At 69.7% G+C, this 23,214-nt stretch carries 27 protein-coding genes and 1 riboswitch; of the genes, 8 read left to right on the top strand and 19 right to left on the bottom strand.

Annotated features, from left to right (window positions below; translation table 11 throughout):
- The first annotated feature begins 62 nt into the window (after positions 1 to 62).
- The 3 genes from ACFVJS_RS13830 to ACFVJS_RS13820 are packed head-to-tail and all read left to right on the top strand — an operon-like array spanning position 63 to position 2,668.
- Positions 63 to 986, top strand: a complete 924-nt coding sequence (locus ACFVJS_RS13830) for an alpha/beta fold hydrolase (protein ID WP_378880900.1) — start codon at positions 63 to 65, stop codon at positions 984 to 986.
- Between the two features lie 8 nt (positions 987 to 994).
- Positions 995 to 1,660: a TetR/AcrR family transcriptional regulator gene (locus ACFVJS_RS13825; RefSeq protein ID WP_378880898.1), complete on the top strand. Its 666-nt coding sequence runs from the start codon at positions 995 to 997 to the stop codon at positions 1,658 to 1,660.
- A 33-nt stretch (positions 1,661 to 1,693) separates the two neighbouring features.
- Positions 1,694 to 2,668: a cytochrome c oxidase assembly protein gene (locus ACFVJS_RS13820; RefSeq protein ID WP_378880896.1), complete on the top strand. Its 975-nt coding sequence runs from the start codon at positions 1,694 to 1,696 to the stop codon at positions 2,666 to 2,668.
- A gap of 82 nt (positions 2,669 to 2,750) precedes the next feature.
- Here the strand turns inward: ACFVJS_RS13820 and ACFVJS_RS13815 are convergent, their stop codons facing one another.
- The 4 genes from ACFVJS_RS13815 to ACFVJS_RS13800 all read right to left on the bottom strand — a co-directional run bounded on the left by ACFVJS_RS13815 (position 2,751) and on the right by ACFVJS_RS13800 (position 7,180).
- On the bottom strand, positions 2,751 to 3,821 hold the full coding sequence (locus ACFVJS_RS13815) for an ABC transporter ATP-binding protein (protein WP_378880894.1): 1,071 nt from the start codon (positions 3,819 to 3,821) through the stop codon (positions 2,751 to 2,753).
- A 103-nt stretch (positions 3,822 to 3,924) separates the two neighbouring features.
- Positions 3,925 to 5,646, bottom strand: coding sequence for a sulfatase-like hydrolase/transferase (locus ACFVJS_RS13810; RefSeq protein WP_378880891.1), 1,722 nt, complete (start codon positions 5,644 to 5,646; stop codon positions 3,925 to 3,927).
- 118 nt (positions 5,647 to 5,764) lie between these two features.
- On the bottom strand, positions 5,765 to 6,457 hold the full coding sequence (locus ACFVJS_RS13805; protein WP_378880888.1) for a DUF1707 domain-containing protein: 693 nt from the start codon (positions 6,455 to 6,457) through the stop codon (positions 5,765 to 5,767).
- Positions 6,458 to 6,514: 57 nt separating this feature from the next.
- Positions 6,515 to 7,180 (bottom strand): DUF1707 domain-containing protein, encoded by a 666-nt coding sequence (locus ACFVJS_RS13800; RefSeq protein ID WP_378880885.1) that lies wholly within the window; start codon positions 7,178 to 7,180, stop codon positions 6,515 to 6,517.
- Between the two features lie 146 nt (positions 7,181 to 7,326).
- On the opposite strand from ACFVJS_RS13800, the gene ACFVJS_RS13795 reads away from it, so the two are divergent.
- On the top strand, positions 7,327 to 8,229 hold the full coding sequence (locus tag ACFVJS_RS13795) for an NAD(P)-dependent oxidoreductase (RefSeq protein ID WP_378880884.1): 903 nt from the start codon (positions 7,327 to 7,329) through the stop codon (positions 8,227 to 8,229).
- A 7-nt stretch (positions 8,230 to 8,236) separates the two neighbouring features.
- Here the strand turns inward: ACFVJS_RS13795 and thiC are convergent, their stop codons facing one another.
- From thiC to ACFVJS_RS13755, 8 genes are all read right to left on the bottom strand, one after another.
- Complete coding sequence (gene thiC / locus ACFVJS_RS13790; protein ID WP_378880881.1) at positions 8,237 to 9,922, bottom strand: phosphomethylpyrimidine synthase ThiC; 1,686 nt, start codon at positions 9,920 to 9,922, stop codon at positions 8,237 to 8,239.
- A complete protein-coding gene (gene thiD / locus ACFVJS_RS13785; RefSeq protein ID WP_378880878.1) occupies positions 9,919 to 10,728 on the bottom strand; it encodes a bifunctional hydroxymethylpyrimidine kinase/phosphomethylpyrimidine kinase in 810 nt (269 codons plus the stop codon). The genes thiC and thiD overlap by 4 nt, the downstream gene beginning before the upstream one ends.
- Entirely contained in the window at positions 10,725 to 11,357 is a 633-nt protein-coding gene (locus tag ACFVJS_RS13780; protein WP_378880875.1) for a thiamine phosphate synthase, read from the bottom strand. The genes thiD and ACFVJS_RS13780 overlap by 4 nt, the downstream gene beginning before the upstream one ends.
- Positions 11,354 to 12,121, bottom strand: coding sequence for a thiazole synthase (locus ACFVJS_RS13775; RefSeq protein WP_378880872.1), 768 nt, complete (start codon positions 12,119 to 12,121; stop codon positions 11,354 to 11,356). Before ACFVJS_RS13775 ends, ACFVJS_RS13780 begins: the two co-directional genes overlap by 4 nt.
- Positions 12,118 to 12,306 carry a sulfur carrier protein ThiS gene (thiS, locus tag ACFVJS_RS13770; RefSeq protein WP_378880869.1) on the bottom strand — a complete coding sequence of 63 codons (189 nt, stop codon included), beginning with the start codon at positions 12,304 to 12,306 and terminating at the stop codon, positions 12,118 to 12,120. The genes ACFVJS_RS13775 and thiS overlap by 4 nt, the downstream gene beginning before the upstream one ends.
- Complete coding sequence (locus ACFVJS_RS13765) at positions 12,303 to 13,394, bottom strand: FAD-dependent oxidoreductase (protein WP_378880866.1); 1,092 nt, start codon at positions 13,392 to 13,394, stop codon at positions 12,303 to 12,305. Before ACFVJS_RS13765 ends, thiS begins: the two co-directional genes overlap by 4 nt.
- Positions 13,394 to 13,972, bottom strand: a complete 579-nt coding sequence (thiE, locus tag ACFVJS_RS13760; RefSeq protein WP_378880864.1) for a thiamine phosphate synthase — start codon at positions 13,970 to 13,972, stop codon at positions 13,394 to 13,396. The genes ACFVJS_RS13765 and thiE overlap by 1 nt, the downstream gene beginning before the upstream one ends.
- A 25-nt stretch (positions 13,973 to 13,997) precedes the next feature.
- Positions 13,998 to 14,107: riboswitch (TPP riboswitch) on the bottom strand.
- A gap of 44 nt (positions 14,108 to 14,151) precedes the next feature.
- On the bottom strand, positions 14,152 to 14,742 hold the full coding sequence (locus tag ACFVJS_RS13755; RefSeq protein ID WP_378880861.1) for a carboxymuconolactone decarboxylase family protein: 591 nt from the start codon (positions 14,740 to 14,742) through the stop codon (positions 14,152 to 14,154).
- Positions 14,743 to 14,843: 101 nt separating this feature from the next.
- Here ACFVJS_RS13755 and ACFVJS_RS13750 point away from each other — a divergent pair, with 101 nt between their 5' ends.
- Together ACFVJS_RS13750 and ACFVJS_RS13745 are read left to right on the top strand one after the other, a co-directional pair.
- Positions 14,844 to 16,532, top strand: coding sequence for a fumarate hydratase (locus ACFVJS_RS13750; RefSeq protein ID WP_378880859.1), 1,689 nt, complete (start codon positions 14,844 to 14,846; stop codon positions 16,530 to 16,532).
- Positions 16,533 to 16,619: 87 nt separating this feature from the next.
- On the top strand, positions 16,620 to 16,916 hold the full coding sequence (locus ACFVJS_RS13745) for a zf-TFIIB domain-containing protein (protein ID WP_378880857.1): 297 nt from the start codon (positions 16,620 to 16,622) through the stop codon (positions 16,914 to 16,916).
- A gap of 32 nt (positions 16,917 to 16,948) precedes the next feature.
- Here ACFVJS_RS13745 and ACFVJS_RS13740 read toward each other — a convergent pair whose 3' ends face one another.
- From ACFVJS_RS13740 to ACFVJS_RS13710, 7 genes are all read right to left on the bottom strand, one after another.
- Complete coding sequence (locus tag ACFVJS_RS13740; protein WP_378880854.1) at positions 16,949 to 17,176, bottom strand: hypothetical protein; 228 nt, start codon at positions 17,174 to 17,176, stop codon at positions 16,949 to 16,951.
- Positions 17,173 to 17,739, bottom strand: a complete 567-nt coding sequence (locus ACFVJS_RS13735; RefSeq protein WP_378880851.1) for a GNAT family N-acetyltransferase — start codon at positions 17,737 to 17,739, stop codon at positions 17,173 to 17,175. The genes ACFVJS_RS13740 and ACFVJS_RS13735 overlap by 4 nt, the downstream gene beginning before the upstream one ends.
- A gap of 63 nt (positions 17,740 to 17,802) precedes the next feature.
- The gene (locus tag ACFVJS_RS13730) at positions 17,803 to 17,964 is read right to left on the bottom strand and encodes a hypothetical protein (protein WP_378880847.1); all 162 of its coding nucleotides are present in this window, start codon (positions 17,962 to 17,964) and stop codon (positions 17,803 to 17,805) included.
- 45 nt (positions 17,965 to 18,009) lie between these two features.
- Complete coding sequence (locus tag ACFVJS_RS13725) at positions 18,010 to 19,062, bottom strand: SPFH domain-containing protein (RefSeq protein ID WP_378880844.1); 1,053 nt, start codon at positions 19,060 to 19,062, stop codon at positions 18,010 to 18,012.
- A 15-nt stretch (positions 19,063 to 19,077) separates the two neighbouring features.
- Positions 19,078 to 19,524 carry an NfeD family protein gene (locus tag ACFVJS_RS13720; RefSeq protein ID WP_378880842.1) on the bottom strand — a complete coding sequence of 149 codons (447 nt, stop codon included), beginning with the start codon at positions 19,522 to 19,524 and terminating at the stop codon, positions 19,078 to 19,080.
- A gap of 60 nt (positions 19,525 to 19,584) precedes the next feature.
- The gene (locus ACFVJS_RS13715; RefSeq protein ID WP_378880839.1) at positions 19,585 to 20,085 is read right to left on the bottom strand and encodes a DUF6328 family protein; all 501 of its coding nucleotides are present in this window, start codon (positions 20,083 to 20,085) and stop codon (positions 19,585 to 19,587) included.
- Positions 20,085 to 20,951 (bottom strand): glucose 1-dehydrogenase, encoded by an 867-nt coding sequence (locus ACFVJS_RS13710; RefSeq protein WP_378880836.1) that lies wholly within the window; start codon positions 20,949 to 20,951, stop codon positions 20,085 to 20,087. The genes ACFVJS_RS13715 and ACFVJS_RS13710 overlap by 1 nt, the downstream gene beginning before the upstream one ends.
- Positions 20,952 to 20,987: 36 nt before the next feature.
- Here ACFVJS_RS13710 and ACFVJS_RS13705 point away from each other — a divergent pair, with 36 nt between their 5' ends.
- A complete protein-coding gene (locus tag ACFVJS_RS13705) occupies positions 20,988 to 21,659 on the top strand; it encodes a spermidine synthase (RefSeq protein ID WP_378880834.1) in 672 nt (223 codons plus the stop codon).
- A gap of 18 nt (positions 21,660 to 21,677) precedes the next feature.
- Entirely contained in the window at positions 21,678 to 23,066 is a 1,389-nt protein-coding gene (locus ACFVJS_RS13700) for a class II fumarate hydratase (protein WP_378880831.1), read from the top strand.
- The last annotated feature ends 148 nt before the right edge of the window (positions 23,067 to 23,214 follow it).

Here is a 23,214-nt window from a genome sequence, read left to right as displayed (position 1 = left end):
CGACGGGCGGGTCGAGATCCACGCGGCCGGAGACATCTGGCCCCGTCCCGTAAAATCTCGGCATGACCACCGCCGCCGAGCCGACCGAGTCCACTGCTTTCCTCCCCGGAGGAGTCGAGCTTGCGTACGACACGTTCGGCGATCCCGGCGCTGACCCGTTGCTGCTGATCATGGGGCTCGGCGGCCCGATGACCTGGTGGGACGTCAGGCTGTGCGAGCAGCTGGCCCAGGCCGGGTTCTACGTGGTCCGCTACGACAACCGCGACGTCGGCCACTCCTCGCCTCACCCGAGCGACGAGCGGATCACGCTGGCCAGGCTGGCCCGGGCGTTCGTGGGACTGCCGACTCCGTCTCCGTACGGCCTGACCGACCTCGCCGACGACGCGGCCGCACTGCTGACCCACCTCGGCATCGAGTCCGCTCACGTGTGGGGCGTGTCGATGGGCGGGATGATCGCCCAGACCCTCGCCATCCGTCACCCCGACCGGGTGCGCTCGGTCTGCTCGACGATGTCGACCACCGGCCGTCGCGGTGTCGGCTTCCAGCACCCGACGCTGCTGCCCGCGCTGGTCATCAAGAAGCCCGGTCTGGAGGGTTACATCGAGCGCCAGATCAAGGGCGGTCTCCAGATCGGCTCGCCTGCCTACCCCGAGCCCGAGGACGAGGTACGCCGCCGGGCCATCGACACCTGGAACCGCGGCGTCGACGCCGCGGCCGTCGCCCGTCAGATGCTCGCCGTCCTCACCCAGCCCGACCGCACCGAGGACCTCGGCCGGGTCAAGGTGCCGTTCAGCGTGATCCACGGCCTGGCCGACAAGATGGTCCACGTCTCCGGTGGCCGGGCGACTGCCGCGGCCGTCCCCGGCTCCGAGATCACCCTGATCAAGGGCATGGGCCACGACCTTCCCCGGGGCCTGTGGCCGACCTTCATCAAGATCGTGCGCCGCACCGCCGACCGAGCCGCCGACCGCACGCTCACCGCGTAGCAGATCTGATGCGCACCACGGTCCCCGAGGACGAGTCGAGGTCGCTGCTCGCAAGGGCGCTCGCGGACGTCGCCGAGCCCATCGAGGACGAGGCGGTGACCGCGAAGCTCCTCGACGCCGCCGCGGACCAGTTCCGTCAGGTCGGTATCAAGCGCACCACCATGGAGGAGGTCGCGAAGCGAGCCGGGGTCGCCCGGATCACGGTCTATCGCCGCTTCGCCAACAAGGACGCCCTGGTCGAGCAGGTCGTACGTCGCGAGTTCCGGCGTTACTTCGACCAGTTCGTGCTCGACATCGCCGGTGCGGCCGACGCGGCCGAGCGGGTCGAGATCGGCTTCGCCAGCGCGATGCGGGCGATCCGCGGCAACCCGCTGATCGGTGGTCTCCTCGCCGTCGAGACCGACTCGCTGGTCCACTCGATCGTCGGCGACGGCGGGCGCACCGTGGCCACGGTCGCGCGCTTCGTCGCGGGGCAGCTGCGGCGCGAGCAGCGAGCCGGCAACGTACCCCCCGAGGTCCAGGTCGATCTCGTCGCCGAGCTGATGGTCCGCACCTCGACCTCGTTCCTGGTCACCCCCAGCGAGGTCGTCGACATCGACGACGAGGCGCAGCTGCGTGCGCTCGCCCGGCTGTTCCTGGTGCCACTGATCGAGCCCGGACGCCGCACCGAATAACCTCCGGTCGCACCCCGGAGATACCGTGAGACCATGCACGACCACGGCTCCCTGCCCGCGCTCGGTTGGTCCGAGTTCTTCACCACCTGGAGTCTCCAGCCCGGCTGGCTGCTCGCCGTGGTCATCCTCGGCGCGGGCTACCTCACGCTCCGCAACGCCGCCGGCGCGGCCTCGACCGTCAGGGGCTGGCGGGTCGCGTCGTTCCTGACCGGGCTCGGCCTGACGTACGTCGTGGTGGCCTCGGCCATCAACGGCTATGCGATGGCGCTGGCCTGGATGCACATGGTGCTCCACCTGACCCTGATCATGGTCGTGCCCACACTTCTGGTGCTCGGTCACCCGCTCACCGTCATCGCCGAGATCGGCCCGCGCGCCGAGCGGGCGATGCGCTCGCTCCCGGTAACCATCCTGGTCCACCCGGCCACCGGCACCCTGCTCTACTCACTGGTCATCATCGGCACCCACCTGTCCGGGTTCATGGACTCGATGGCGCAGAGCACGCCGCTGATGGTCGGCGAGCAGGTCGCCTACATCGTCGCCGGCTTCCTCTTCCTCACCGGCACGATCGGCGAGGAGAAGGTACGCACCGACCTGCCCTACCTGGGCCGGATCTCGCTCCTCGTGGTCGGGATGGTGCCCGACACGATCGTCGGGATCGTGATGCTGCAGACCGAGCGCAACCTCTACCCGGTCTACTCCGCGGCCCGCCCCGACTGGGCACTGGACGCCGTCCGCGACATCCAGACCGCCGGCGGCCTGATGTGGGCCGCGGGCGACGCCGGGATGATGTTCCTCGCCATCGGCCTGGTCATCGCCGTGATCGCCTCGCCCGAGCGTCGGGCCAAGATGACCGGCCGCTTCCTCGACGGCGTACGCAGCGCCCGGCTCGCCCAGGAGAGCGCTCGGGGCACGACGGAGGGCCCCGCCGAGCCGGGATCCGTGGATCCCGACAGCGACGAGGCCCTCGATGCCTACAACGCGATGCTGGCCAGAATGAACCAACAGTGATTTTGCGATTGCTTCGCAATTCGCGCAGCGCTTTCGCTTGATCCTCGTCTTCCTCCGCTGCGCTCGTCCAGACGAGGAGGCATCAGTTGACGCGCAGGCCCGACTCGGTGTCGAAGACGTGGACGTCCTCGGGGTCGGTGGTGACGTAGATGGTGTCGCCCTTGCTGACCTGGTCCTTGGAGGAGACCCGGACGATCAGGGTGGACGGGACGCCCTCGACGTCGCTGGTGCCGTAGACGTAGGAGTCGGAGCCGAGCTCCTCGACGACGGTCACCTGGACCGGCAGCCCGCCCTGGCCCTCGCCGATGACCCGGAAGCTCTCCGGGCGCACGCCGATGGTGATCTCCTTGGGCAGGTCGGAGGCACCGACGGGGACGACGTACTCCCCGATCTTGGCGCCGCCGTCGGCGGCGGTGGCCTTGATGAGGTTCATCTGCGGCGAGCCGATGAAGCCGGCGACGAAGAGGTTGACCGGCTTGCGGTAGAGGTTGAGCGGGGTGTCGACCTGCTGCAGCACGCCGTTGCTCATCACCGCGACGCGGTCGCCCATCGTCATGGCCTCGACCTGGTCGTGGGTGACGTAGACGGTGGTGATGCCGAGCTCGGCCTGGAGCTTGGCGATGTCGGTGCGGGTCTGCACGCGCATCTTGGCGTCGAGGTTGGACAGCGGCTCGTCCATGCAGAAGACCTGCGGCTGGCGGACGATCGCACGGCCCATGGCAACGCGCTGGCGCTGACCACCGGAGAGCGCCTTCGGCTTGCGGTCGAGGTAGTCGGTCAGCCCCAGGGTCTTGGCGGCCTCGGCGACGAGCTTGTCACGCTCGGCCTTCGGGACCTTCGCCATCTTCAGCGAGAACGCCATATTCTCGGCGACGCTCATGTGCGGGTAGAGCGCGTAGTTCTGGAAGACCATCGCGATGTCGCGGTCCTTGGGCGCGACGTTGGTGACGTCGCGGTCGCCGATCCTGATGGCGCCCGAGTTGACCTCCTCCAGCCCGGCGAGCATGCGCAGGGTGGTGGTCTTACCGCATCCGGACGGGCCGACGAGCACCATGAACTCGCCGTCCTTGATCTCGAGGTCGATGCCCTTGACGGCGGGCTCCGCGGCGCCGGCGTACCAACGCTGCGCCTTCTCGAACGTAACTGTTGCCATGATTCCGTTGTCTCCTTCACCGGCAGGTACGTGCCGGACGATCCGTTGTGAAGTGACCGAGGACACATTTCCTCGGCGGGGACACCATAGCCCAGATTCGGAATCAGCGGGTCAAAGCCCGGCACACAGCCGGGGCACAGCCCTCGTAGGCGTTGAGCCGGCGCATCAGGTCGCGGGCGTAGGGCTTCGCGTGGTCCTCGGCGAAGACGTTGCGGTCCTCCCACGGCCGGTCGTAGCGGTAGAGCTCGTAGGCGTAGTCGGTGCCCTTCCACGACTTGTCCAGATCGAACCGGACCAGCAGCCCGCGCGCGCCACGCACCGCGATGTAGGACGGGATGATGTCGATGGTGCCGCCCGAGCCGCTGTCGAGGTCGACCTCGCCGGGGTGGGACTTGGCGTAGGTGTGCTCGAAGAAGGCGTACCTCCCACCCGGCAGCCGCGGCCGGCTCAGGGTCTCCGCGAACGAGGTGCCGGAGACGTACGCCGGGGTCGGGGCACCCGCGATGTCAAGGAAGGTCGGCGCCAGATCGATGTTGTTGACGAACTGGCTGCGCTTGCCGGGCACCACGTCGGGGCCGACGACGACCAGCGGGACGCGGGTGTCGGAGTCGTACGGAGCGCCCTTGCCGCCGTTGAGCTGGTGCTGGCCGAGGTGGAAGCCGTTGTCGGAGGTCAGCACGATGTAGGTGTCGTCACCGGCAGCCCGGCGGACCTGGGTGATCATCCGGTCGATCGACTGCACCATCCGGGCCCGGTCGCGGTACTGGCTCAACGCGGTCTCGTCGCTCAGCGAGACCTTGTTGGTGCGCCAGGCAGGAGCCTGGGACGTACGTCCGGCGCGGCCGAGGTAGGTGGGCGCGTTGTCCCAGCGGTCGTCGCCGTAGCCGACGAGGTCCTTCAGTGTCAGGTCGGCACAGTCGACGCGGCCACAGTTGCCGCCCGCGGGGTCGCCGGCTGGCGCCTGGTCGGCGAAAGCCGGCGGGAACCAGGTGTCCAGTCCCGGGTAGTGGTGGCCGAGCCGCGAGTGGGGCCCGTAGGCCGCGATCTCGAGGAAGTAGGGGTTCTCGTCGTCGCGGTGCTTCTCGATGAAGGCGAGGGCGTAGTCGCGGGTGACGCTCGTGGCGTACGCGGCGTCCTTCTGCTGCACGGTGGCGTTCTGCGCGGGCTGCGGGTGGTTGCGCAGCTGCACCGTGCCGTTACCGTCGAGGAACGTGCTCTGGTAGCCCCAGCCGCCGTAGGCGCCGCCGAGGAGCGCGTTCCAGGAGTCCCAGCCGGGCACCTTGGGCGGCGGGACCCGCTTGCCGTCGGAGCCGAGGGTGGCCTCGTAGGCGTTGATGTACTTCCCCACGAACCCGGTCGTGTAGCCGGCCTCCTGCAGCCCGATGCTGAACTGCTTCTCCACGTTGCCGTAGCGCTGGAACGCCGACCAGCCGCCGACCGGGTGCTCCGGGTCGTTCTGGGTGTTGGTGAGCACCTTGGTGTGGTGCGGCGTCTGCCCGGTCAGCAGCGCGGCCCGCGAGGGGCAGCACAGCGAGTCGATGACGAAGGAGTTCTGGTAGGTCGCTCCCTCCGCGGCCATCCTGGTCGCCTCCGGCATCGTGCGGAGCAACTCCAGGGAGAAGTCGTCCATCAGGAAGAGGATCATGCTGGGGCGCTCGTCGGTCGTGGCGGCGAGCTCCGCCGCTTCCTTGACCGGCGCGGCCGACGGGTCGGCCGCGGCGGAGCCGGCGGCGAGTGTCTTCGGACCGATGACGAGGAGCCCTCCGACGAGCGCCACGGCCGCCACGATCGCGGCACCCAGCAGTAGGCTCCACTTCGGCTTCATCCCGAGTCTCCTTTGTCTACTATGTAACTACACAATAGCGTGTTCAGGCGAGGTTAGTGCCTGAATTCCAGGCACGACAAAATCGGTCCGCGAAGCGGACCATCCCGAGGTGTGTTGCTCAGTGCATCCCGTGTGGCGGGAGCTCGTGCGGCGGCAGCCGCAGCTGCTTGGGACCCTTGGCCTCCTTGAGCGGCTTGCGGACGACGGTGACGCCGCCCATCAGCGCCAGACCCTTCACCCGCAGCACGGGACCGCCGGTCGGCTCGATCCCGCGCGGACCGACGTAGCCGCCCATGATCCCGACGCCCTGCATCACGACCTGGACGTCGGGGCCGACGGTGATGTTGACCCCGCCCATGATCGCGTTGGCGTAGATCACGGTCTCCTGCGCGGAGAACTGCGCCTGCCGCATGTCGAGCTCGGCGCCGCCCATCAGGGCGATCACGTTGCCGGTCGCCGGCACCGTCCAGACACCGCGCCGGTCGACGCCGCTCATGATGGCGACGTAGAGCTGGCTCTCGATCGGGTTGTCCGCGAAGACCGCGGGACTGCTCCCGGCGGCGGGCTTCGCCTGCGGCACCGGCGGAGCGGGGGTGCCCGCTGCCGGCAGGTCGACCGTGATCGGGATCAGGTCGGCGTACGTCTTGGCCTTGAAGGTCGCCTCGAGGCGGTCGTCGAGCTCGTCGATCTCCAGGCGGCCCTCGCCTGCGGCCTCGCGCAGGATGTCGGCCACCTTGTGGCGGTCGGCATCGCTGATCCGGAGGTTCGGATCAGGATCCTGGCCGCGAAATGGCTCGGGGGTCGTTCCCATGGGGCGAATGCTAGTGGTGGGGTCGGAGATATGCCTCAGTAATCCCCCCGATGGCATTCACTCCAGGCCGAGATGCTGCTTCAGCGTGCGCTTAGGGCCCCGGGGACCCCGGCGCTTGACGGTCACATCGCCCAGCACCGCGATGCCCCGCACCCGCACCACGGGCGAGTCGGCGGAGAGCACCTCGGGCACCTTCGCGGACGGCTCCTTGAAGTCGCCGAGCACGCCGTTGCCCTCCACGATCACGTGGACGTGCGGCGGCACGGTGACCTTGACGCTGCCCAGCACCGAGGTGGCACTGATGACCACCTCGCGCGCGGAGTAGTGCGCCTCGCGCAGGTCGATGTTGGCGTCGCCCAGCACCGCGTTGACCGAGAGGTGCTGCGGGACCACCCACACGCCCTTGCGCTCGACGTTGCTCAGGAATGCGCTGGCACTGTCGGACTCCTCGCCCTGGCCGTAGACGACGGGGACCGCGGCGGCGGGCGCCGCCGGGGCCAGCGGCGGCTGCCCGGCGACCGGGAGGTCCTGCGTGATCGGCTCCAGGTCGGCGTACGTCTTGGCCTTGTAGGTCTCCTCGAGGCGCTCCTCGAGCTCGTCGATGTCGAGCCGGCCCTCCCCCGCCGCCTCACGCAGGATGTCGGCCACCGCGTGGCGATCGGCGTCACTGACGCGGAGGTCGGCGCGGCGCGGCTGGCCGGGGTGTGGTTCGGGGAGTCCCATGACCCTTGATGCTATCGGCGTACGCGGCGTCCGTCTCTCAGGTTCAACCCTGAGTCTTTACCCGGGCTCGCACTTACCTGGAGGTGCGTACCCCAGTAATTAGTGGGTACTCCCGGATCACGCCGACGTCCGCCAGCATGGAGGACGTGACTGAATCCACTGGTCGATCCGACCGAAACTCCACCCCCACCACCGACATCACCGTCCTCGGCCTCGGCGCGATGGGCAGCGCTCTGGTCTCCGCGCTGCTCGACGCCGGCCGTTCGGTGACCGTCTGGAACCGGACCCCAGGCCGCGCCACCGACCTCGTGGCGCGCGGCGCCGACGCCGCGGACTCGGTCCGCGAGGCGGTGCTGGCGAGCCCCGTCGTCGTCGCCTGCCTGCTCAAGCACTCCTCGGTCGAGGAGACCCTCGGCCCGGTCGCCGCCGAGCTCCGTGGCCGCACCCTCCTCAACGTCACGACCACGTCTCCGAACGAGGCGCGTCAGCTCGCCGAATGGGCTGGTGCGCACGGGGTCGACTACCTCGACGGCGCCATCATGGCCGTGCCCGCGATGATCGGATCCCGCGTCGGTCAGATCTTCTACAGCGGCTCGCGGGCTGCGTACGACGCCCTCCTGCCGACCCTCGAGGTCTGGGCGACCAGCGAGTACCACGGCGAGGACGCCGGCCGAGCCTCGCTGGTGGACCTGGCGATGCTGTCGGGGATGTACCAGATGTTCACGGGCTTCTTCCACGGGGCCGCGATGGTCGCCTCGATGGGGATGAGCGCGGTCGACTTCGCCGCCCGGCAGGCGCCCTTCCTGGCCGCCATGACCGAGGGACTCGACGGTTACGCGAAGGTCATCGACGGTGGTGACTACACCGTCGCGGGCCAGCAGAGCCTGGACTTCTCCGACCTCACCCACATCGTGCGCGCCAGCGAGGAGGAGGGGGTCGCCCCCTCCCCCATCGCCGGCGTCCAGGCACTGATCAGCGAACAGATCGCCGCAGGACACGGGTCCGAAGGGCTCGCCAGGATCTACGAGAGCCTGCGATCGGACGCGTAGCGGCCGTTCAGTCGGCGAGCGGGAGGTAGACGCGACCTCCCGCCGCCGCGAACTCCTTCGACTTCTCCATCATCCCGGCCTCGATCTCCTCGGGGGTCGCCCCGTCGTTGCCGAAGCGGTCACGTACGTCCTGGCTGATCTTCATCGAGCAGAACTTCGGGCCGCACATGGAGCAGAAGTGGGCCGTCTTGGCGTTCTCCGCCGGCAGGGTCTCGTCGTGGAAGCTCTCCGCGGTGACGGGGTCCAGGGAGAGGGCGAACTGGTCACGCCAGCGGAACTCGAAGCGCGCCCTGGAGAGGGCGTCGTCGTGGTCGCGGGCGCCAGGATGGCCCTTGGCGATGTCGGCGGCGTGGGCGGCGAGCTTGTAGGTGATCACGCCGGTCTTCACGTCGTCCTTGTCCGGCAGGCCGAGGTGCTCCTTCGGGGTGACGTAGCAGAGCATCGCGGTGCCGTGCATCGCGATCGTGGCCGCACCGATGGCGCTGGTGATGTGGTCGTAGCCCGGCGCGATGTCGGTCGCGAGCGGGCCCAGCGTGTAGAACGGCGCGCCGTGGCACCACTCCTGCTGGAGACGTACGTTCTCCTCGACGAGGTTGAGCGGGACGTGGCCGGGGCCCTCGACCATGACCTGGACGTCGTGCTCCCAGGCTCGTTCGGTCAGCTCGGCGAGGGTGCGCAGCTCGGAGAGCTGGGCCTCGTCGTTGGCGTCGGCGGTGCTGCCCGGACGCAGCCCGTCACCGAGGGAGAAGGCGACGTCGTACTGCTTGAAGATCTCGCAGAGCTCGTCGTAGTGGGTGTAGAGGAAGTTCTCCTGGTGGTGCGCGAGGCACCAGCCAGCCATGATCGAGCCGCCTCGGCTGACGATGCCGGTGACCCGGTTGGCGGTCAGCGGGACGTAGCGGAGCAGGACCCCGGCGTGGATCGTCATGTAGTCGACGCCCTGCTCGGCCTGCTCGATGACGGTGTCGCGGAAGACCTCCCAGGTCAGCTTGTCGGCCTCGCCGTTGACCTTCTCCAGAGCCTGGTAGATCGGGACGGTGCCGATCGGGACCGGGCTGTTGCGCAGGATCCACTCCCGGGTGGTGTGGATGTCGTCGCCGGTGCTGAGGTCCATCACCGTGTCGGCACCCCAGGTGATCGCGTGGGTGAGCTTGTCGACCTCCTCGGCGATGCTGCTGGTCACCGCGGAGTTGCCGATGTTGGCGTTGACCTTCACCAGGAACCGCTTGCCGATGATCATCGGCTCGGACTCGGGGTGGTTGACGTTGTTGGGGATGATCGCGCGGCCCGCCGCCACCTCCTCGCGGACCAGCTCGGGGTCGCAGCTCTCTCGCACCGCGACGTAGGCCATCTCCTTGGTGATGATGCCCTTGCGTGCGTAGTGCATCTGGGTGATGTTGGTGCCACGGCGCGGTTGGCGGCGCTCACCCTGCCACTCCTGGCGGGCCGCGCCGCGGCGTACGGCTGCCTTGCCGTTGTCCAGCAGCTCGGTCCGGCGGCCCTCGTAGGTCTCGGTGTCGCCTCGCTCCTCGATCCACTCGTCGCGACGCGGGGGGAGGCCCTGCTCCGGTTTCGATCCGGGGCCCTCGGTGCAGTAGCGGTCGAAGGTCTCGCCGTTGGTCAGCGCGACCCGGGTCACCGGAACCTTCAGGTCGCCGAGCTCGAGGCGGGTGTGGGCGGGGTGGACGGTCATGCTGTCTCCTTGGTGCTTGTCGGGCTGGGCTGGCTGGTGGCGACGTGGGCGATCGGTCCTCGGCCTCTTCCGAGGGTCCAGTCCTTGCTGGTGGCGAGCTGTCGGGTGACGTACGCACCGGCCCGTTCCGCAGCTGTGCGGAGGGTCGCGCCGTGGGCGAGGTGGGCGGCGAGGGCCGAGCTGTACGTGCAGCCCGTGCCGTGGTCGTTGCTCGTGGGGACGGCGGGGTGCCGCAGCGGGATCGGTGGCTTTCCCGGCTCGGCGAGCCAGTCGGTGCACTCCCCGGTGGCGGCCGGGTCGCCCCCGGTGACGATCACCGCCGGCTTCAGCCCGGCCAGCTCCTCGGCCAGCTCGTGGGGTGACCCGTCGCGACCGGTCAGGGCACGGGCCTCGTCGAGGTTGGGGGTGGCGACGGTGGCGACCGGGAGGAGGTGGTCGAGGTAGGCGCGGCGTACGTCCTCCCCGCCGAGGACGGCACCGGACGTCGCGACGAGGACGGGGTCGACCACGAGCGGGCGGCCGGCGCAGAGGCGGGCAACGAGCTCGACCGTCTCGGCGCTGCCGAGCATGCCGGTCTTCACCGCCGCCACGGGGAGGTCGTCGAAGACGGCGTGGAGCTGAGCCTCGACGGTGGCCAGCGGGACGGCATGGATGTCGCTGACCCCGGTCGTGTCCTGGGCGGTGACGGCGGTGATCACGCAGGCGCCGTGGACCCCGAGCGCGGCGAAGGTGGCCAGGTCGGCCGCCGTACCTGCCGCTCCTCCGGAGTCGGTGCCCGCGACGGTGAGCGCGACCGGCGGATTCACGAGGTCACCGCCGGAGCGGGGAGGGCGGTGAGGAGGTCACGTACGACCTGTGCCGGCTCGTCGGCTCGCATCACCGCGCCCATCACGGCGACCCCGTGAGCCCCGGCTTCCACGGCCTCGGCGGCGTTGTCGGGGGTGATCCCGCCCAGGGCGTACGTCGGGAGCGGCAGGTCGGCGAACGCGGCCGGCCCCAGCGGCGGCCCGTAGCCGGGCTTGGACTCGGTCAGGGCGTACGGGCTGAGCATCGCGTAGTCGAACCCGTCCTCGGCGGCTCGGGCTACGTCGGCGGGGCTGTGGCAGCTCCGGCCGAGGTGTAACACGCTGTTCGTTGGACCATCCGGTCGTTCTGAACGGGCGGGTGGCCCACCGAACGACGTGTTACAGCTCGCGGAGGCGGGCAGGTTCAGGCCGACCGCACCGGGCAGCGGGGTGTGGGCGGCGATGACGTCGAGGCCGCGGGCCATGAGCAGCTCGGCCAGTCTGGCTCGATGCTCCACGGGCTCGTCGAGCTCGCGGAGTACGACATGGGTCAGGCCGGCCTCGGCGCAGGCTGCGATCGTGGCGAGCAGGCTCCGGCCGAGCGGCAGCTGGGAGCGGTCGGTGAGCAGCAGCAGTCGCGGCAGACTCATGCGATCCGGCCCTCCATGGGTGAGGACGCCCGGGCGACGGCCTGGCGCGGGATCCGGCCGGCACCACGGGCGGCGTGGCCGGCCTCGACCGCGAGCCGCAGCGCGCGGGCCATCGCGGCCGGGGCGTCGGCGCGCGTCACCGCGGTGGCGGCGAGGACGGCAGAGCAGCCGAGCTCCATCGCCAGCGCCGCGTCGGAGGCGGTGCCGACCCCCGCATCGAGCACGACGGGTACGTCGACCGCGGCCACGACGGCCTCGATGGCGTGCGGGTTGAGGATGCCGAGCCCCGACCCGATCGGCGAGCCGAGCGGCATCACCGCCGCACAGCCGGCGTCCTCGAGCCGACGCGCGAGGACGGGGTCGTCGGTGGCGTACGGAAGGACCGTGAAGCCTTTGCGCACCAGCTGCTCGGCGGCCTCGACGAGCTCGACGGCGTCGGGCATCAGTGAGGTCTCGTCGCCGATCACCTCGAGCTTGACCCAGTCGGTCTCCAGCGCCTCCCGGGCCAGCTCGGCGGTCAGCACCGCCTCGCGCGCCGAGAGGCAACCGGCCGTGTTGGGCAGGATCGGCACGGCCGCGGCGCGGAGCGTCTCGAGCAGACCGCCGGACGCCGTGGAGGACGTACGCCGCATCGACACCGTCACCAGCCCGGGCTCGGCCGCGGCGATGACCTCCGGGAGCAGCGCCAGGTTGGGCAGGCCGCCGGTGCCGAGGAAGAGGCGCGAGGACAGCTCGCGTCCGGCGATCTTCAAGATTCCGCTCATCCGCCCTGCACCGCCGTCACGATCTCGATGACGTCGCCGTCCTCGAGGCGGGTGGTCGCATGCTCCGCACGCGGTACGACCTCGCCGTTGACCGCGATGGCGCTCCCAGCACGCTCGGTCAGCAGGTCGACGATGCCGGCGCCGTCGGCGACCTCGGCCGGTTCGCCGTTGATCATCAGTCTCATCTGTCGGTCTCCTCGGTGTTGCTTGACGGGCACTTCGTGGGCTTGTCGGGTGTTTCAGTGCCCGTCAGGCCCAGGGATCCCCGGTCGACCGGGTATTCCAGGAACCGGCGCGGATCCACCACGGGCTCCACCGTCCCTGTCTCGATGTGATCGGCGACGAGCCGCGCGATGAGCGGCGCGAGCAGGACCCCGTTGCGGTAGGCGCCCGCGGCGAGCACGACGCCGGGCTCCTGGGTCGGTCCGACGAGCGGCAGGTTGTCCGCGGTGCCGGGCCGATCCCGCGAGGTCACCTCCACCACGCTGGCCCGGTCGAGCCCCGGCACCACCCGGCGGGCGGAGTCGAGCAGCCGCCACACGCCCTCGACGGTCGGCAGCAGCGGACCGTCGCGTTCCTCGGAGGTCGCCCCGATGACGACCTCGTCGCTCTCGGTCCGCGGCACCACGTACACCTGCTCGCCGTGCACCCAGGCCCGCACCGTCCGCTCCACCCGCTCCGCCGTCCGCAGGCGGACGACGTCGCCGCGTACCGGGCGGATGAGGGAGGAGTACGGAGCGGGCAGCTGCGCGCCGGTCGCGATCACAGTCAGGTCGGCGGCCTCAACACCGTCACCAACGCGGTCACCTACCCGCGCGAGCAGCGCCGCGACGACGGCACGCGGGTCGACGGAATGGTCCTCGGCGAGGAAGGCGCCGCCGGCGACCCGGCCGAGTCCGGGTTCGTATCCCAGCAGGTCGCGACGCCCCAGCCGTTCGTAGGCGACCCCGGCGAGGTCGAGCACCGCGAGCTGCCGCTCGACCTGCTGCACGTCCCCGGCGTCGACGCCGACCAGCAGCGTCCCGCGGGTGTGCACGGGCACCCCGAGCCTCGACGCGAAGTCAGGCCACAGCGCGAGCGATGACAGGCACAGCCGGGTCAGGTCCTCCTCGCCGTGCCAGGCCTCGCCGGCCGGGCTGAGCATGCCGGCCGCGGCGTACGACGCCCCCGACCCCGGCGCGGGATCGACCATCGTGACCTCGTGCCCGCGGCGGATCAGCTCATCGGCGACAGACAGCCCGACGATCCCGGCCCCCAGAACGCGTACGCGCATCACGCCACCGCCGTCACGAGCTCCTTCGCGGCCTGGAGTGGATCGGGTTGTCGCCAGAGCCCACCGATCACGGCGACCCCGTGGGCCCCGGCGGCGCGGACCGGCCCGGCAGACTCCGCCGAGATCCCGCCGATCGCGATCAGCGGCAGCACGCCGGCGGCATCGGTGACGGCGGAGACGCCCAGCGGGTCGGGCAGGCCAGCCTTGGACGCGGTCGCGAAGACCGGCCCGAAGCCGGCGTAGTCGGCTCCCTCGGCCGCCGCCTCCTCGACCGCGGCCCGATCCCGGCAGGTCGCGCCGATGACCAGCCCCGGGGCGACCGCGTCGGCGATCCGCCGGGCCTCGGCCAACGGCAGATCGGACGCACCGAGATGGACGCCGTCCGCGCCGGCGGCGAGCGCGACATCGAGCCGGTCGTCCACGACCACACAGGCCTCGTACGCAGCGACGAGCTCGATCACGCTCGCGGTGAGAACGACCAGCTCACGCGTCGTCGCGGTCTTGTCGCGCACCTGGAAGCCGTCGACTCCTGCCGCGGCGAGCGCAGGCAGGAGCGTCAGGTCATCGGTCGTGGACACGAGACAGAAGAGCCTCGGGAGGGCAGGCAACACGTCAGTCACTTCCTTCGCCGGCATGATCCGGATCAGGTATTACGGTCGGAGCGGCTCCAGCTCCCTCTCAGCCCGCTGCCGCGGACTCCCGTGTGGGTTGGGTCTCCATCACTGTAACGGAGTGATGGGCACCCGACGCAAGGGGTTCACCCGATCATGGACGACTGACCGCCGCGCTGTGCGAGCGGCTTGAGCTCACAGGCCTCCGCGAAGCCGTCGGACTCGATACCCAGCGCGACGTTGGTGCGGGTCGAGAGGTTGGCGAACCCGATCACCGCGGTCAGCTCGATCACGGCCGCCTCCCCGAGCTGCGCGACCAGGGCCGACACCATCTCGTCGGTGACGGTCGGCTCGGCCTGGCTCATCGCCTCGGCGTACGCCATCACCTCCCGCTCCAGCGGGGTGAACACATCCGACTCACGCCAGCGCGGCACCTCCCGGGCCTTGTCCATGTCGAGGCCGCGGTTGTGCGCCTCGAAGTAGTTGAAGTCCAGGCACCAGCTGCACCCGACCGACGAGGCGACGGCCATGTGGGCAAAAGACTTCAGCTGCTCGTCGCAGGCATCCCACTTCTTGACCTTGGAGCCGAGGCCGGACATGCCCATCAACACCTTCTGGTTGTGCCAGTAGACGCCGACCGAGGACGGCACCTGACCGAGCATCTTCATGGCGAACCGCTTGATGAGCATCCCCTTGAAGCCGGTGATCTCCGCGGGTGCGATGCGGGTGGCGGTCATTTCTCCTCCTGGGGTCCAGGCCCCGTTCTTCGGGACTCTCGACATCTAGACGACGGACGCGCGCGATCTGTGACATCCCCGGCGGCGTACGATTCGGTTCCGTGGCTGACGTTGAGTTCCGGTACTCCGACCTCCTCCCGACTTCTCATGACGACACGCCTTACCGGCTGGTCACCTCAGAGGGGGTGGAAGAGATCGAGGTCGACGGGCGCAAGTTCCTCAAGGTCGACCCCGAGGCGATCCGCCTGCTGACCGCCGAGGCGATGAAGGACATCAACCAGTACCTCCGCCCGGCGCACCTCAAGCAGCTCCGCAAGATCATCGACGACCCCGAGGCCTCCGGCAACGACCGCTTCGTCGCGCTCGACCTGCTCAAGAACGTCAACATCTCCGCCGGCGGGATCCTGCCGATGTGCCAGGACACCGGCACCGCGATCGTGATGGGCAAGAAGTCCGAGGGCGTGCTGACCGGCTCCGACGACGCCGAGACCGTCAGCCGCGGTGTCTTCGACGCCTACACCAAGCTCAACCTCCGCTACTCCCAGCTCGCGCCGCTGACCACGTACGAGGAGAAGAACACCGGCTCCAACCTGCCCGCGCAGGTCGAGATCTACTCGACGGCCGAGGGCGAGAACGGCCCGGAGTACAAGTTCCTCTTCATGGCCAAGGGCGGCGGCAGCGCCAACAAGTCGTTCCTTTTCCAGGAGACCAAGGCGATCCTCAACCCGGAGAAGATCCTCACCTTCCTCGACGAGAAGATTCGGTCGCTGGGCACGGCCGCCTGCCCGCCGTACCACCTCGCCGTCGTCATCGGCGGGACGTCCGCGGAGTTCGCGCTGAAGACGGCCAAGTACGCCTCGGCCCACTACCTCGACAACCTCCCGACCGAGGGCTCGATGAGCGCTCACGGCTTCCGCGACCTCGACCTGGAGGAGAAGGTCTTCGAGCTGACCCAGTCCTTCGGGATCGGCGCCCAGTTCGGCGGCAAGTACTTCTGCCACGACGTACGCGTCGTCCGCCTCCCCCGCCACGGCGCCTCGTGTCCCGTCGCGATCGCGGTCTCCTGCTCCGCCGACCGCCAGGCGCTGGGCAAGATCACCCGCGACGGCGTGTTCCTCGAGCAGCTCGAGACCGACCCGGCGCAGTACATGCCCGACGCCGGGATGGCCGAGGAGATCTCGGCCGGCGAGGTCGTCGACATCGACCTGAACCAGCCGATGTCCGAGATCCTCGCGACTCTCTCCCAGCACCCGGTCAAGACCCGGCTCTCGCTGACCGGCCCGATGGTGGTGGCCCGCGACATCGCGCACGCCAAGATCAAGGAGCGGCTCGACGCGGGCGAGGAGATGCCCGACTACATGAAGAACCACCCGGTCTACTACGCCGGTCCGGCGAAGACGCCCGAGGGCATGGCGTCCGGCTCCTTCGGACCGACGACCGCGGGCCGGATGGACTCCTACGTCGAGCAGTTCCAGGCCGCCGGCGGCTCCATGGTCATGCTGGCCAAGGGCAACCGGTCCAAGGTGGTCGCCGAGGCGTGCGGCACCTACGGCGGTTTCTACCTCGGCTCGATCGGCGGCCCCGCCGCCCGACTCGCGCAGGACTGCATCAAGTCCGTCGAGGTGCTCGAATACCCCGAGCTCGGCATGGAGGCGGTCTGGAAGATCGAGGTCGAGAACTTCCCTGCCTTCATCGTGGTCGACGGCGAGGGCAACGACTTCTTCACCGACCCCTCCGGCACCACCACGGTCCCCCTCACCGGGATCAGGGTGCGGTCGAAGGAGCGCTGAGCGGACGCCCTCAGGCGTTGGGCCCCGGCGGTGCGGGACGACCGGATAGGTTGATCGGCGCCGATCCCCGACGACGAGGAGACCCCCATGCAGTGCCCCATCGACGGTGTCACCCTGGTGATGAGCGAGCGCCAAGGCATCGAGATCGACTACTGCCCGCAGTGCCGTGGCGTGTGGCTGGACCGCGGTGAGATCGACAAGATCATCGAGCGGTCCGTCGGCGCCCCGCAGCCCGGCAGCTACCAGCAGCCGCGACAGGAGCACCGCGACGAGCGACGCTATGAGAAGCGGGAGTACGAGCGGCGGGACTACGACGACGACCACCGCTACGACAAGCGCCGCAGCCACCACCGCGAGTCCTGGTTGGGTGACCTCTTCGGCTGAGCCTGACCCACCCCGGGCCGCCCGCAGAATCGCTAGACGTCGTTGTCGCGCCGGTTCTCGGGCGGCGCCTCGCTCGGTCCGGACCCCTGCGTGTCCGGGCTGCCGGACTCGGAGTCGGGATAGCCCGCCGTCGAGTCCGAGGGCGCGATCGGAGTGCCGGCCTCGTCCTCATCGAGGTTCTGGGTCTCGGAGACCTGACCGTTCTCGTCGGTGTATTCGGGATCGTCGGGCCCCTCTGCTGGAAGCTGCTCGTGGCTCATGCCCGTGCGGTACCCCGTTGCTGGGCGAACCACTCCCGGCGGAGCAGTCCGAAGACCCACGAGTCGGAGACGACCCCGTTCACCACGCAGTCCTCGCGAAGCGTCCCCTCGAGCGTGAACCCGAGCTTCTCCAGCACCCGGGCGGAGGCAGCGTTGCGAGTGTCGGCCTCCGCCTGGACGCGATTCAGGTCCGAGGTGTCGAAGGCCCAGGTCAGCAGCGCCTCGGCGGCCTCTGTCGCAAAGCCGTGCCCCCACGCTTCCTCGCCGAGGCAGTAGCCCAGCGACGTGCTGCGGAATTCCGGATTCCAGGAGTTGAACGTGCACCAGCCCAGGAACGTCGAATCCCGCTCGATCGCCACGCGCACCCCACTCCCCTCCTCCGCCATCTGGCGGCACCTGGCGATGAACCGCACCGCGCGCGTGGGATCGGTCCACGGCGGTGAGTCCCAGTAGCGCAGCACCCGGGCGTCGCTCTGCAATGCGAACAAAGGCCCCGCATCGGCGTCGGTGAAAGGCCTCAGCAGCAGCCGGGACGTACGCAGCGTGGGAGTGGGCAGGGCCATGGCCGCATCCTGCCGCCTCGTTGTTCCCGATCGCGACGGGTTTCTGGCCCGGCCGCAGAGACGCTAGTCGTCGTCGGGCTCCTCCTCCGGCTCGGACTCAGGGTGGTCGGCGGTCGAGTCCGAGGGCGCGATGGGCCTTCCGGCCACCTCCGGGTCCATCTGCTGGACGTCGGAGATCTGCCCGTTCTCCTCGGTCTCTTCCTGATCATCACGTGGTTCGCTCATGGCCGCCCGGTACCCGCCCGAGCGGCTCACGTGCCCGAGTCCGGGTCACCCGACGATGCGGTCCGCGCGGGCGGACTCCTCCTTGGCCGCCTCGACGGCCTTGGCGGCCTCCTCGTGCGCCTCTCGCTGGGCCTGCTCGATGGCGTTGCGCGGACCGGGGAGCGGCGGCGTACGTCGTTCGTCGCCCTGTCCGTTGTCCGTGCCGTTGTCCTTGCTGTTGGCCGCGGACTTCGAGGCGCTGTCGGCGAAGGCACCGGTGACCGTACGCATCGCCTCGGTGAGCTCACCGGGGATGACCCAGAACGAGTTGCCGTGCGCGGCGAGCGAGGGCAGCATCTCGAGGTACTTGTAGGCCAGGACCTTGGCGTCGGCGTCGTTGGCGTGGACCGCCTGGAAGACCCGTTCGAGCGCCTTGGCCTCACCGTCGGCCTCGAGCACCCTGGCCTGCTGGTGACCCTCGGCCTCCAGGATCGACTTCTGCCGGGTGCCCTCGGCCTCGAGGATCAGCGAGGCCCGCTTGCCCTCGGCGTGCAGGATCGCGGCGCGCTTGTCACGCTCGGCGCGCATCTGCTTCTCCATCGCCTCCTTGATCGAGGCCGGCGGGTCGATCGCCTTGATCTCGACCCGGTTGACCCGGATCCCCCACTTCCCGGTGGCGTCGTCGAGCACCTCGCGCAGCCGCGCGTTGATCGTCTCGCGCGAGGTCAAGGTCTTCTCCAGGTCCATCGACCCGATCAGGTTGCGCAGCGTCGTCACGGTGAGCTGGTCGATCGCCTGCAGATAGTTCGCGACCTCGTAGGCAGCAGCGCGCGGGTCGGTGATCTGGTAGTAGAGGACGGTGTCGATGTTGACGACCAGGTTGTCCTCGGTGATCACCGGCCGTGGGTTGGAGGAGTAGACCGTCTCGCGTACGTCCAGCTTGGTGTTGACCCGGTCCACCAGTGGGATCACGAAGTTCAGCCCCGGCTGCAGCGTGATCCGGTAGCGCCCGAACCGCTCGATGTTGTAGCGCCGGGCCTGCGGCACGATCCGCACCGTCGAGGCCACTCCCCCGACCACCAGCCCGATCAGGACCAGCACAATCAGCAGAAGTTCCATGTCGTACGTCCTCCTCTAGGGCGACAGCGACAGCGGGTCCCGCGGATGCACGAGCGCCGTCGCGCCTTCGATCTCGAGCACATCGACCCGGCACCCGACCGGGATGACCAGGTCCTCGTCGTAGGGCCGCGCGGTCCAGTCCTCGCCGGCCAGCCGCACCAAGCCGTGCGCGAAGCTGACCTCGGCGAGGACGACCGCCTGGCGGCCGACCAACGCATCGGTGCCGTCACGCACCGGCGGCGGCAGCGCCATGTGACGGCGTGCGACGGGCCGTACCAGCAGCACGCTGCCGCCACCGGCGAGCGCGAAGACAAGCACCTGCACCAGCACCGGAGCACCCAAGGCTGCGCTCCCCGCGGCAAGGAGCGCCCCGCCGGCGACGAAAGCGAACGCCAGCGTCATCGTGAACGCCTCGGCAACTCCCAGCAGCACCGCGACGAAAATCCAGAAGATCGACCACATATGCCCACCAGACTCGGTTCCCATCCAGCGTACTCCCGCTGTGGTGGCGATCACACCGGGTCAGTGGGAGTTGTTTCGCCCGTTCAGCAGCGGCAGGCCCGCCCAGAGGGAGACGAACAGGAGCAGCACGGCGATGGCGGCGACCACCGCGGCGCCGAGCGAGACGACCACGTCGAAGACGAGCAGCACGACCAGCGCCGAGACGATCGCGAAGCCCACCAGTCCGGCCCGCGCGCAGCAGTGCGAGGCCGTCACCAGCCACGGCCGCTGCCGGCGCCGGAACAGCATCCGGTGGAAGGAGACCGGAGCGATGATCAGGCAGGTGGTGACGACCGCGCCGACCAGCACGATGAGATAGATCGTCTGCTGGTGGTCGTTCAGGTCCGGGAAGCGTGGCGAGAACGGCACCGTCAGCAGGAATCCGGTCAGGATCTGCACCCCGGTCTGCAGTACCCGCAGCTCCTGGAGGAGCTCGTTCCAGTTGCGGGTGATCCGCTGTTCCGGTCCTTCGTCCGGACCACCGCCTTCGATCCCGTTCCCCTCGAAGCTGCTGGTAGCCATCAGAACACCGGCCGTCCCCCAGTCACCCCGAGGACGGTTCCGGACACGTAGGACGCTTCGGCCGGGGAGGCCAGGAAGACGAACGCCGGCGCGACCTCGGCCGGCTGGCCGGCGCGGCCCAGCGGCGTGTTGGCCCCGAATTTCTCCACCTTCTCCGGCGCCTGCGTCGCCGGCTGCAGCGGCGTCCAGATCGGTCCGGGCGCGACCGCGTTCACCCGCACCCCGTCGGGGCCGAGCTCGGCGGCGAGATTGACGGTGAAGTTGTTGATCGCGGCCTTGGTCGCGGCGTAGTCGAGCAGGCTGGTCGAGGGTTCGTACGCCTGGATCGAGGCGTTGTTGATGACGCAGCCGTTGCTCTTCTGCAGGTGCGGCACCGCCGCGCGGGTCAGCCAGAGCAGCGCGTACAGGTTGGTCTTGAAGGTCCGGTCGATCCGCTCGTCGTCCATGTCCGTCAGGCCCTTGTCACGGGCGAACTGGTAGCCGGCGTTGTTGACGAGGATGTCCAGGCCGCCGAGCTCCTGCACGGTGCGTTCGACGACCTCGTCGCACGCCTCACGCTCGCGCAGGTCGATCGGGATGGCCAGGACCGTCCGGCCGGCATCCTCGACCAGCTTCGAGGTCGTCTGCGCGTCCGGCTCCTCCTCGGGGAGGTAGGTGAAGGCCACATCGGCCCCTTCCCGGGCGTACGCGATCGCGACCGCGCGACCGATGCCGGAGTCGCCACCGGTGATCAGGGCGACCTTGCCCTCGAGACGGCCGTGGCCCTGATAGCTCGACTCGCCGTGGTCGGGCACCGGCTCCATCTCGCCGGTCAGCCCGGGAGGCTCCTGCTGCTGCGCGGGGAACTGGGTGTTGTCATCGCTCATGACGGGTCCGGTACCCACATCCGACACAATGGACCCGTGAGCGGGACGGAATCGGTGATCGCAGACGGGGGCCTGGTCCTGAAGCACCGGGCGGACGGACACCTGGAGCTGCGGGCCAACGGGATCTTCGTGATGGACACCCGGGAGACCTCGACCGAGAAGGCGCTCGCGACGCGTGCGCTCGGGCTGCACGCACAGCCGCAGCACGTGCTCATCGGTGGCCTCGGGCTCGGGTTCACCCTCGAGGCCGTGCTGGCCGACCCGCGCGTCGAGACGGTCACTGTCGTCGAGATCGAGCCGCGCCTGGTCGAGTGGATGCGCGCCGGCCGGATCCCGCACGGCCCCGCGCTGCTGGCGGACGAGCGCGTCCGGGTCGAGGTCGCCGACGTGGCCGCGGTCCTGCGGGAGAGCAGGCCGGCGGCCTACGACGTCGTGCTGCTGGACGTCGACAACGGCCCCGGCTACCTCGTCCACGACGCCAACGGGGCGCTCTACGAGGCGCCCGCCCTGGCTGACGCGCGGCTGGCCACCGCCCCAGGTGGCACGGTGGTGGTGTGGTCGGCGGCGGAGGCGCCGGCGCTGCTGGAGGTGATGGCGCAGGTCTTCGACGACGCCGAGGCGCTCTCCTATCCCGTCGACCTGCAAGGCCACTCGGAGACGTACTGGCTCTATGCGGGCACCGTCTCGCACGGGAATGGCACCAACTAGTCAAAGGTTGAACCAGACATGGACGACATGAGCTTTCGCATCGAGCACGACTCCATGGGTGAGGTCCGGGTCCCGAAGGACGCGCTGTGGCGCGCCCAGACCCAGCGGGCAGTGGAGAACTTCCCCATCTCCGGGACGCCGATCGAGCCGGCGCTGATCCATGCGATCGGCCATGTGAAGGCCGCCGCCGCGAAGACCAACCGCGATCTCGGCGTGCTCCCCGGCGACAAGGCGGAGGCGATCATCGCGGCTGCCGGCGAGGTCTCCGAGGGGCGGCACGACGACGCGTTCCCGATCGACGTGTTCCAGACCGGGTCCGGCACCTCCTCGAACATGAACGCCAACGAGGTGATCGCGTCTCTGGTGGCGCGTGCGGGCGGCGACGTACATCCCAACGACCACGTCAACGCCTCCCAGTCCTCCAACGACACCTTCCCGACCGCGATCCACGTCGCCGCCGCCGTCGCCGTCACCGAGCAGCTGCTGCCCGCGATCGACGTGCTGGCCACCTCGCTCGAGACGAAGGCCACCGAGTTCGCCGGCCTGGTGAAGTCGGGACGCACGCATTTGATGGACGCAACACCGGTCACCCTCGGCCAGGAGTTCGGAGGGTACGCAGCCACGATCCGCTACGCCGCCGAGCGGCTCGAGGCGGTGCTACCGCGGGTGCGTGAGCTGGCGCTCGGCGGCACCGCGGTCGGCACCGGGATCAACACGCCCGCGGGCTTCCCGCAGGCCGTGATCGCCGACCTGTCCGAGCGCACCGGCCAGCCGTTCACCGAGGCGCGCAACCACTTCGAGGCGCAGGGCACCCGCGACTCGCTGGTCGAGCTCTCCGGCGTACTGAAGACCATCGCCGTCGGCTTGATCAAGATCAACAACGACCTGCGCTGGATGTCGTCGGGCCCGACCACCGGTCTGGCCGAGATCCACCTGCCCGACCTCCAGCCCGGCTCCTCGATCATGCCCGGCAAGGTGAATCCGGTCGTCCCGGAGGCCACGTTGATGGTGGCGTACCAGGTGATCGGCAACGACGCCGCGGTGACCGCCGCCGGCGCCTCGGGCGCCTTCGAGCTCAACGTCGCGATGCCGGTGATGGCCCGCAACATCCTCGAGTCGATCCGCCTGCTCTCGACCTCGATGACCGTCCTGGCCGAGCGCACCGTCGACGGCATCGTGCCGATCCCCGAGCGTCTCCGCGCCTATGCCGAGTCCTCCCCCTCGATCGTCACGCCGCTCAACAAGTACATCGGCTACGAGGCCGCCGCCAAGGTCGCCAAGCAGGCCCTCGCCGAGGGCGCCACGATCAAGGACACGGTCATCAAGCTCGGCTACGTCGCCGACGGCACGATCACCGAGGAAGACCTCGACAAGGCCCTCGACGTGGAGTCCATGACCCACCCCTGATCAGACACCGCCGAGAATGTGGTTGTGGGGGGCGGACCCGGGGTTTTGTCGGCCCCCACAGACCCATGGGCCGCCCGGGGGCCCCCCGCGCCCCCAACCCCCGCCCCCGCCCCCCCCACGGGGCGGGGCGCCCCGGGGGGAGACGGGG

It is taken from the genome of Nocardioides sp. NPDC057772 (assembly GCF_042798075.1).
GTDB lineage: Bacteria > Actinomycetota > Actinomycetes > Propionibacteriales > Nocardioidaceae > Nocardioides.
The sequence above is the reverse complement of the archived record's forward strand: the minus strand, read 5'-3'. Positions and strand labels throughout refer to the sequence as shown.

Excerpts from the sequence above, each read along its gene's own strand:
- thiC (WP_378880881.1), bottom strand. The coding sequence starts at position 9,922 with ATGACCGTCCACCCCGCCCACACCCGCCTCGAGCTCGGCGACCTGAAG.
- ACFVJS_RS13720 (WP_378880842.1), bottom strand. The coding sequence starts at position 19,524 with ATGTGGTCGATCTTCTGGATTTTCGTCGCGGTGCTGCTGGGAGTTGCC.
- ACFVJS_RS13745 (WP_378880857.1), top strand. The coding sequence starts at position 16,620 with ATGCAGTGCCCCATCGACGGTGTCACCCTGGTGATGAGCGAGCGCCAA.
- ACFVJS_RS13710 (WP_378880836.1), bottom strand. The coding sequence starts at position 20,951 with ATGAGCGATGACAACACCCAGTTCCCCGCGCAGCAGCAGGAGCCTCCC.
- ACFVJS_RS13815 (WP_378880894.1), bottom strand. The coding sequence starts at position 3,821 with ATGGCAACAGTTACGTTCGAGAAGGCGCAGCGTTGGTACGCCGGCGCC.
- ACFVJS_RS13830 (WP_378880900.1), top strand. The coding sequence starts at position 63 with ATGACCACCGCCGCCGAGCCGACCGAGTCCACTGCTTTCCTCCCCGGA.
- ACFVJS_RS13755 (WP_378880861.1), bottom strand. The coding sequence starts at position 14,742 with ATGACCGCCACCCGCATCGCACCCGCGGAGATCACCGGCTTCAAGGGG.
- ACFVJS_RS13775 (WP_378880872.1), bottom strand. The coding sequence starts at position 12,121 with ATGAGCGGAATCTTGAAGATCGCCGGACGCGAGCTGTCCTCGCGCCTC.
- thiS (WP_378880869.1), bottom strand. The coding sequence starts at position 12,306 with ATGAGACTGATGATCAACGGCGAACCGGCCGAGGTCGCCGACGGCGCC.
- ACFVJS_RS13780 (WP_378880875.1), bottom strand. The coding sequence starts at position 11,357 with ATGAGTCTGCCGCGACTGCTGCTGCTCACCGACCGCTCCCAGCTGCCG.
- ACFVJS_RS13810 (WP_378880891.1), bottom strand. The coding sequence starts at position 5,646 with ATGAAGCCGAAGTGGAGCCTACTGCTGGGTGCCGCGATCGTGGCGGCC.
- ACFVJS_RS13800 (WP_378880885.1), bottom strand. The coding sequence starts at position 7,180 with ATGGGACTCCCCGAACCACACCCCGGCCAGCCGCGCCGCGCCGACCTC.
- ACFVJS_RS13740 (WP_378880854.1), bottom strand. The coding sequence starts at position 17,176 with ATGAGCCACGAGCAGCTTCCAGCAGAGGGGCCCGACGATCCCGAATAC.
- ACFVJS_RS13735 (WP_378880851.1), bottom strand. The coding sequence starts at position 17,739 with ATGGCCCTGCCCACTCCCACGCTGCGTACGTCCCGGCTGCTGCTGAGG.
- ACFVJS_RS13715 (WP_378880839.1), bottom strand. The coding sequence starts at position 20,085 with ATGGCTACCAGCAGCTTCGAGGGGAACGGGATCGAAGGCGGTGGTCCG.
- ACFVJS_RS13805 (WP_378880888.1), bottom strand. The coding sequence starts at position 6,457 with ATGGGAACGACCCCCGAGCCATTTCGCGGCCAGGATCCTGATCCGAAC.
- ACFVJS_RS13700 (WP_378880831.1), top strand. The coding sequence starts at position 21,678 with ATGGACGACATGAGCTTTCGCATCGAGCACGACTCCATGGGTGAGGTC.
- ACFVJS_RS13820 (WP_378880896.1), top strand. The coding sequence starts at position 1,694 with ATGCACGACCACGGCTCCCTGCCCGCGCTCGGTTGGTCCGAGTTCTTC.
- ACFVJS_RS13825 (WP_378880898.1), top strand. The coding sequence starts at position 995 with ATGCGCACCACGGTCCCCGAGGACGAGTCGAGGTCGCTGCTCGCAAGG.
- ACFVJS_RS13725 (WP_378880844.1), bottom strand. The coding sequence starts at position 19,062 with ATGGAACTTCTGCTGATTGTGCTGGTCCTGATCGGGCTGGTGGTCGGG.
- ACFVJS_RS13730 (WP_378880847.1), bottom strand. The coding sequence starts at position 17,964 with ATGAGCGAACCACGTGATGATCAGGAAGAGACCGAGGAGAACGGGCAG.
- ACFVJS_RS13765 (WP_378880866.1), bottom strand. The coding sequence starts at position 13,394 with ATGCGCGTACGCGTTCTGGGGGCCGGGATCGTCGGGCTGTCTGTCGCC.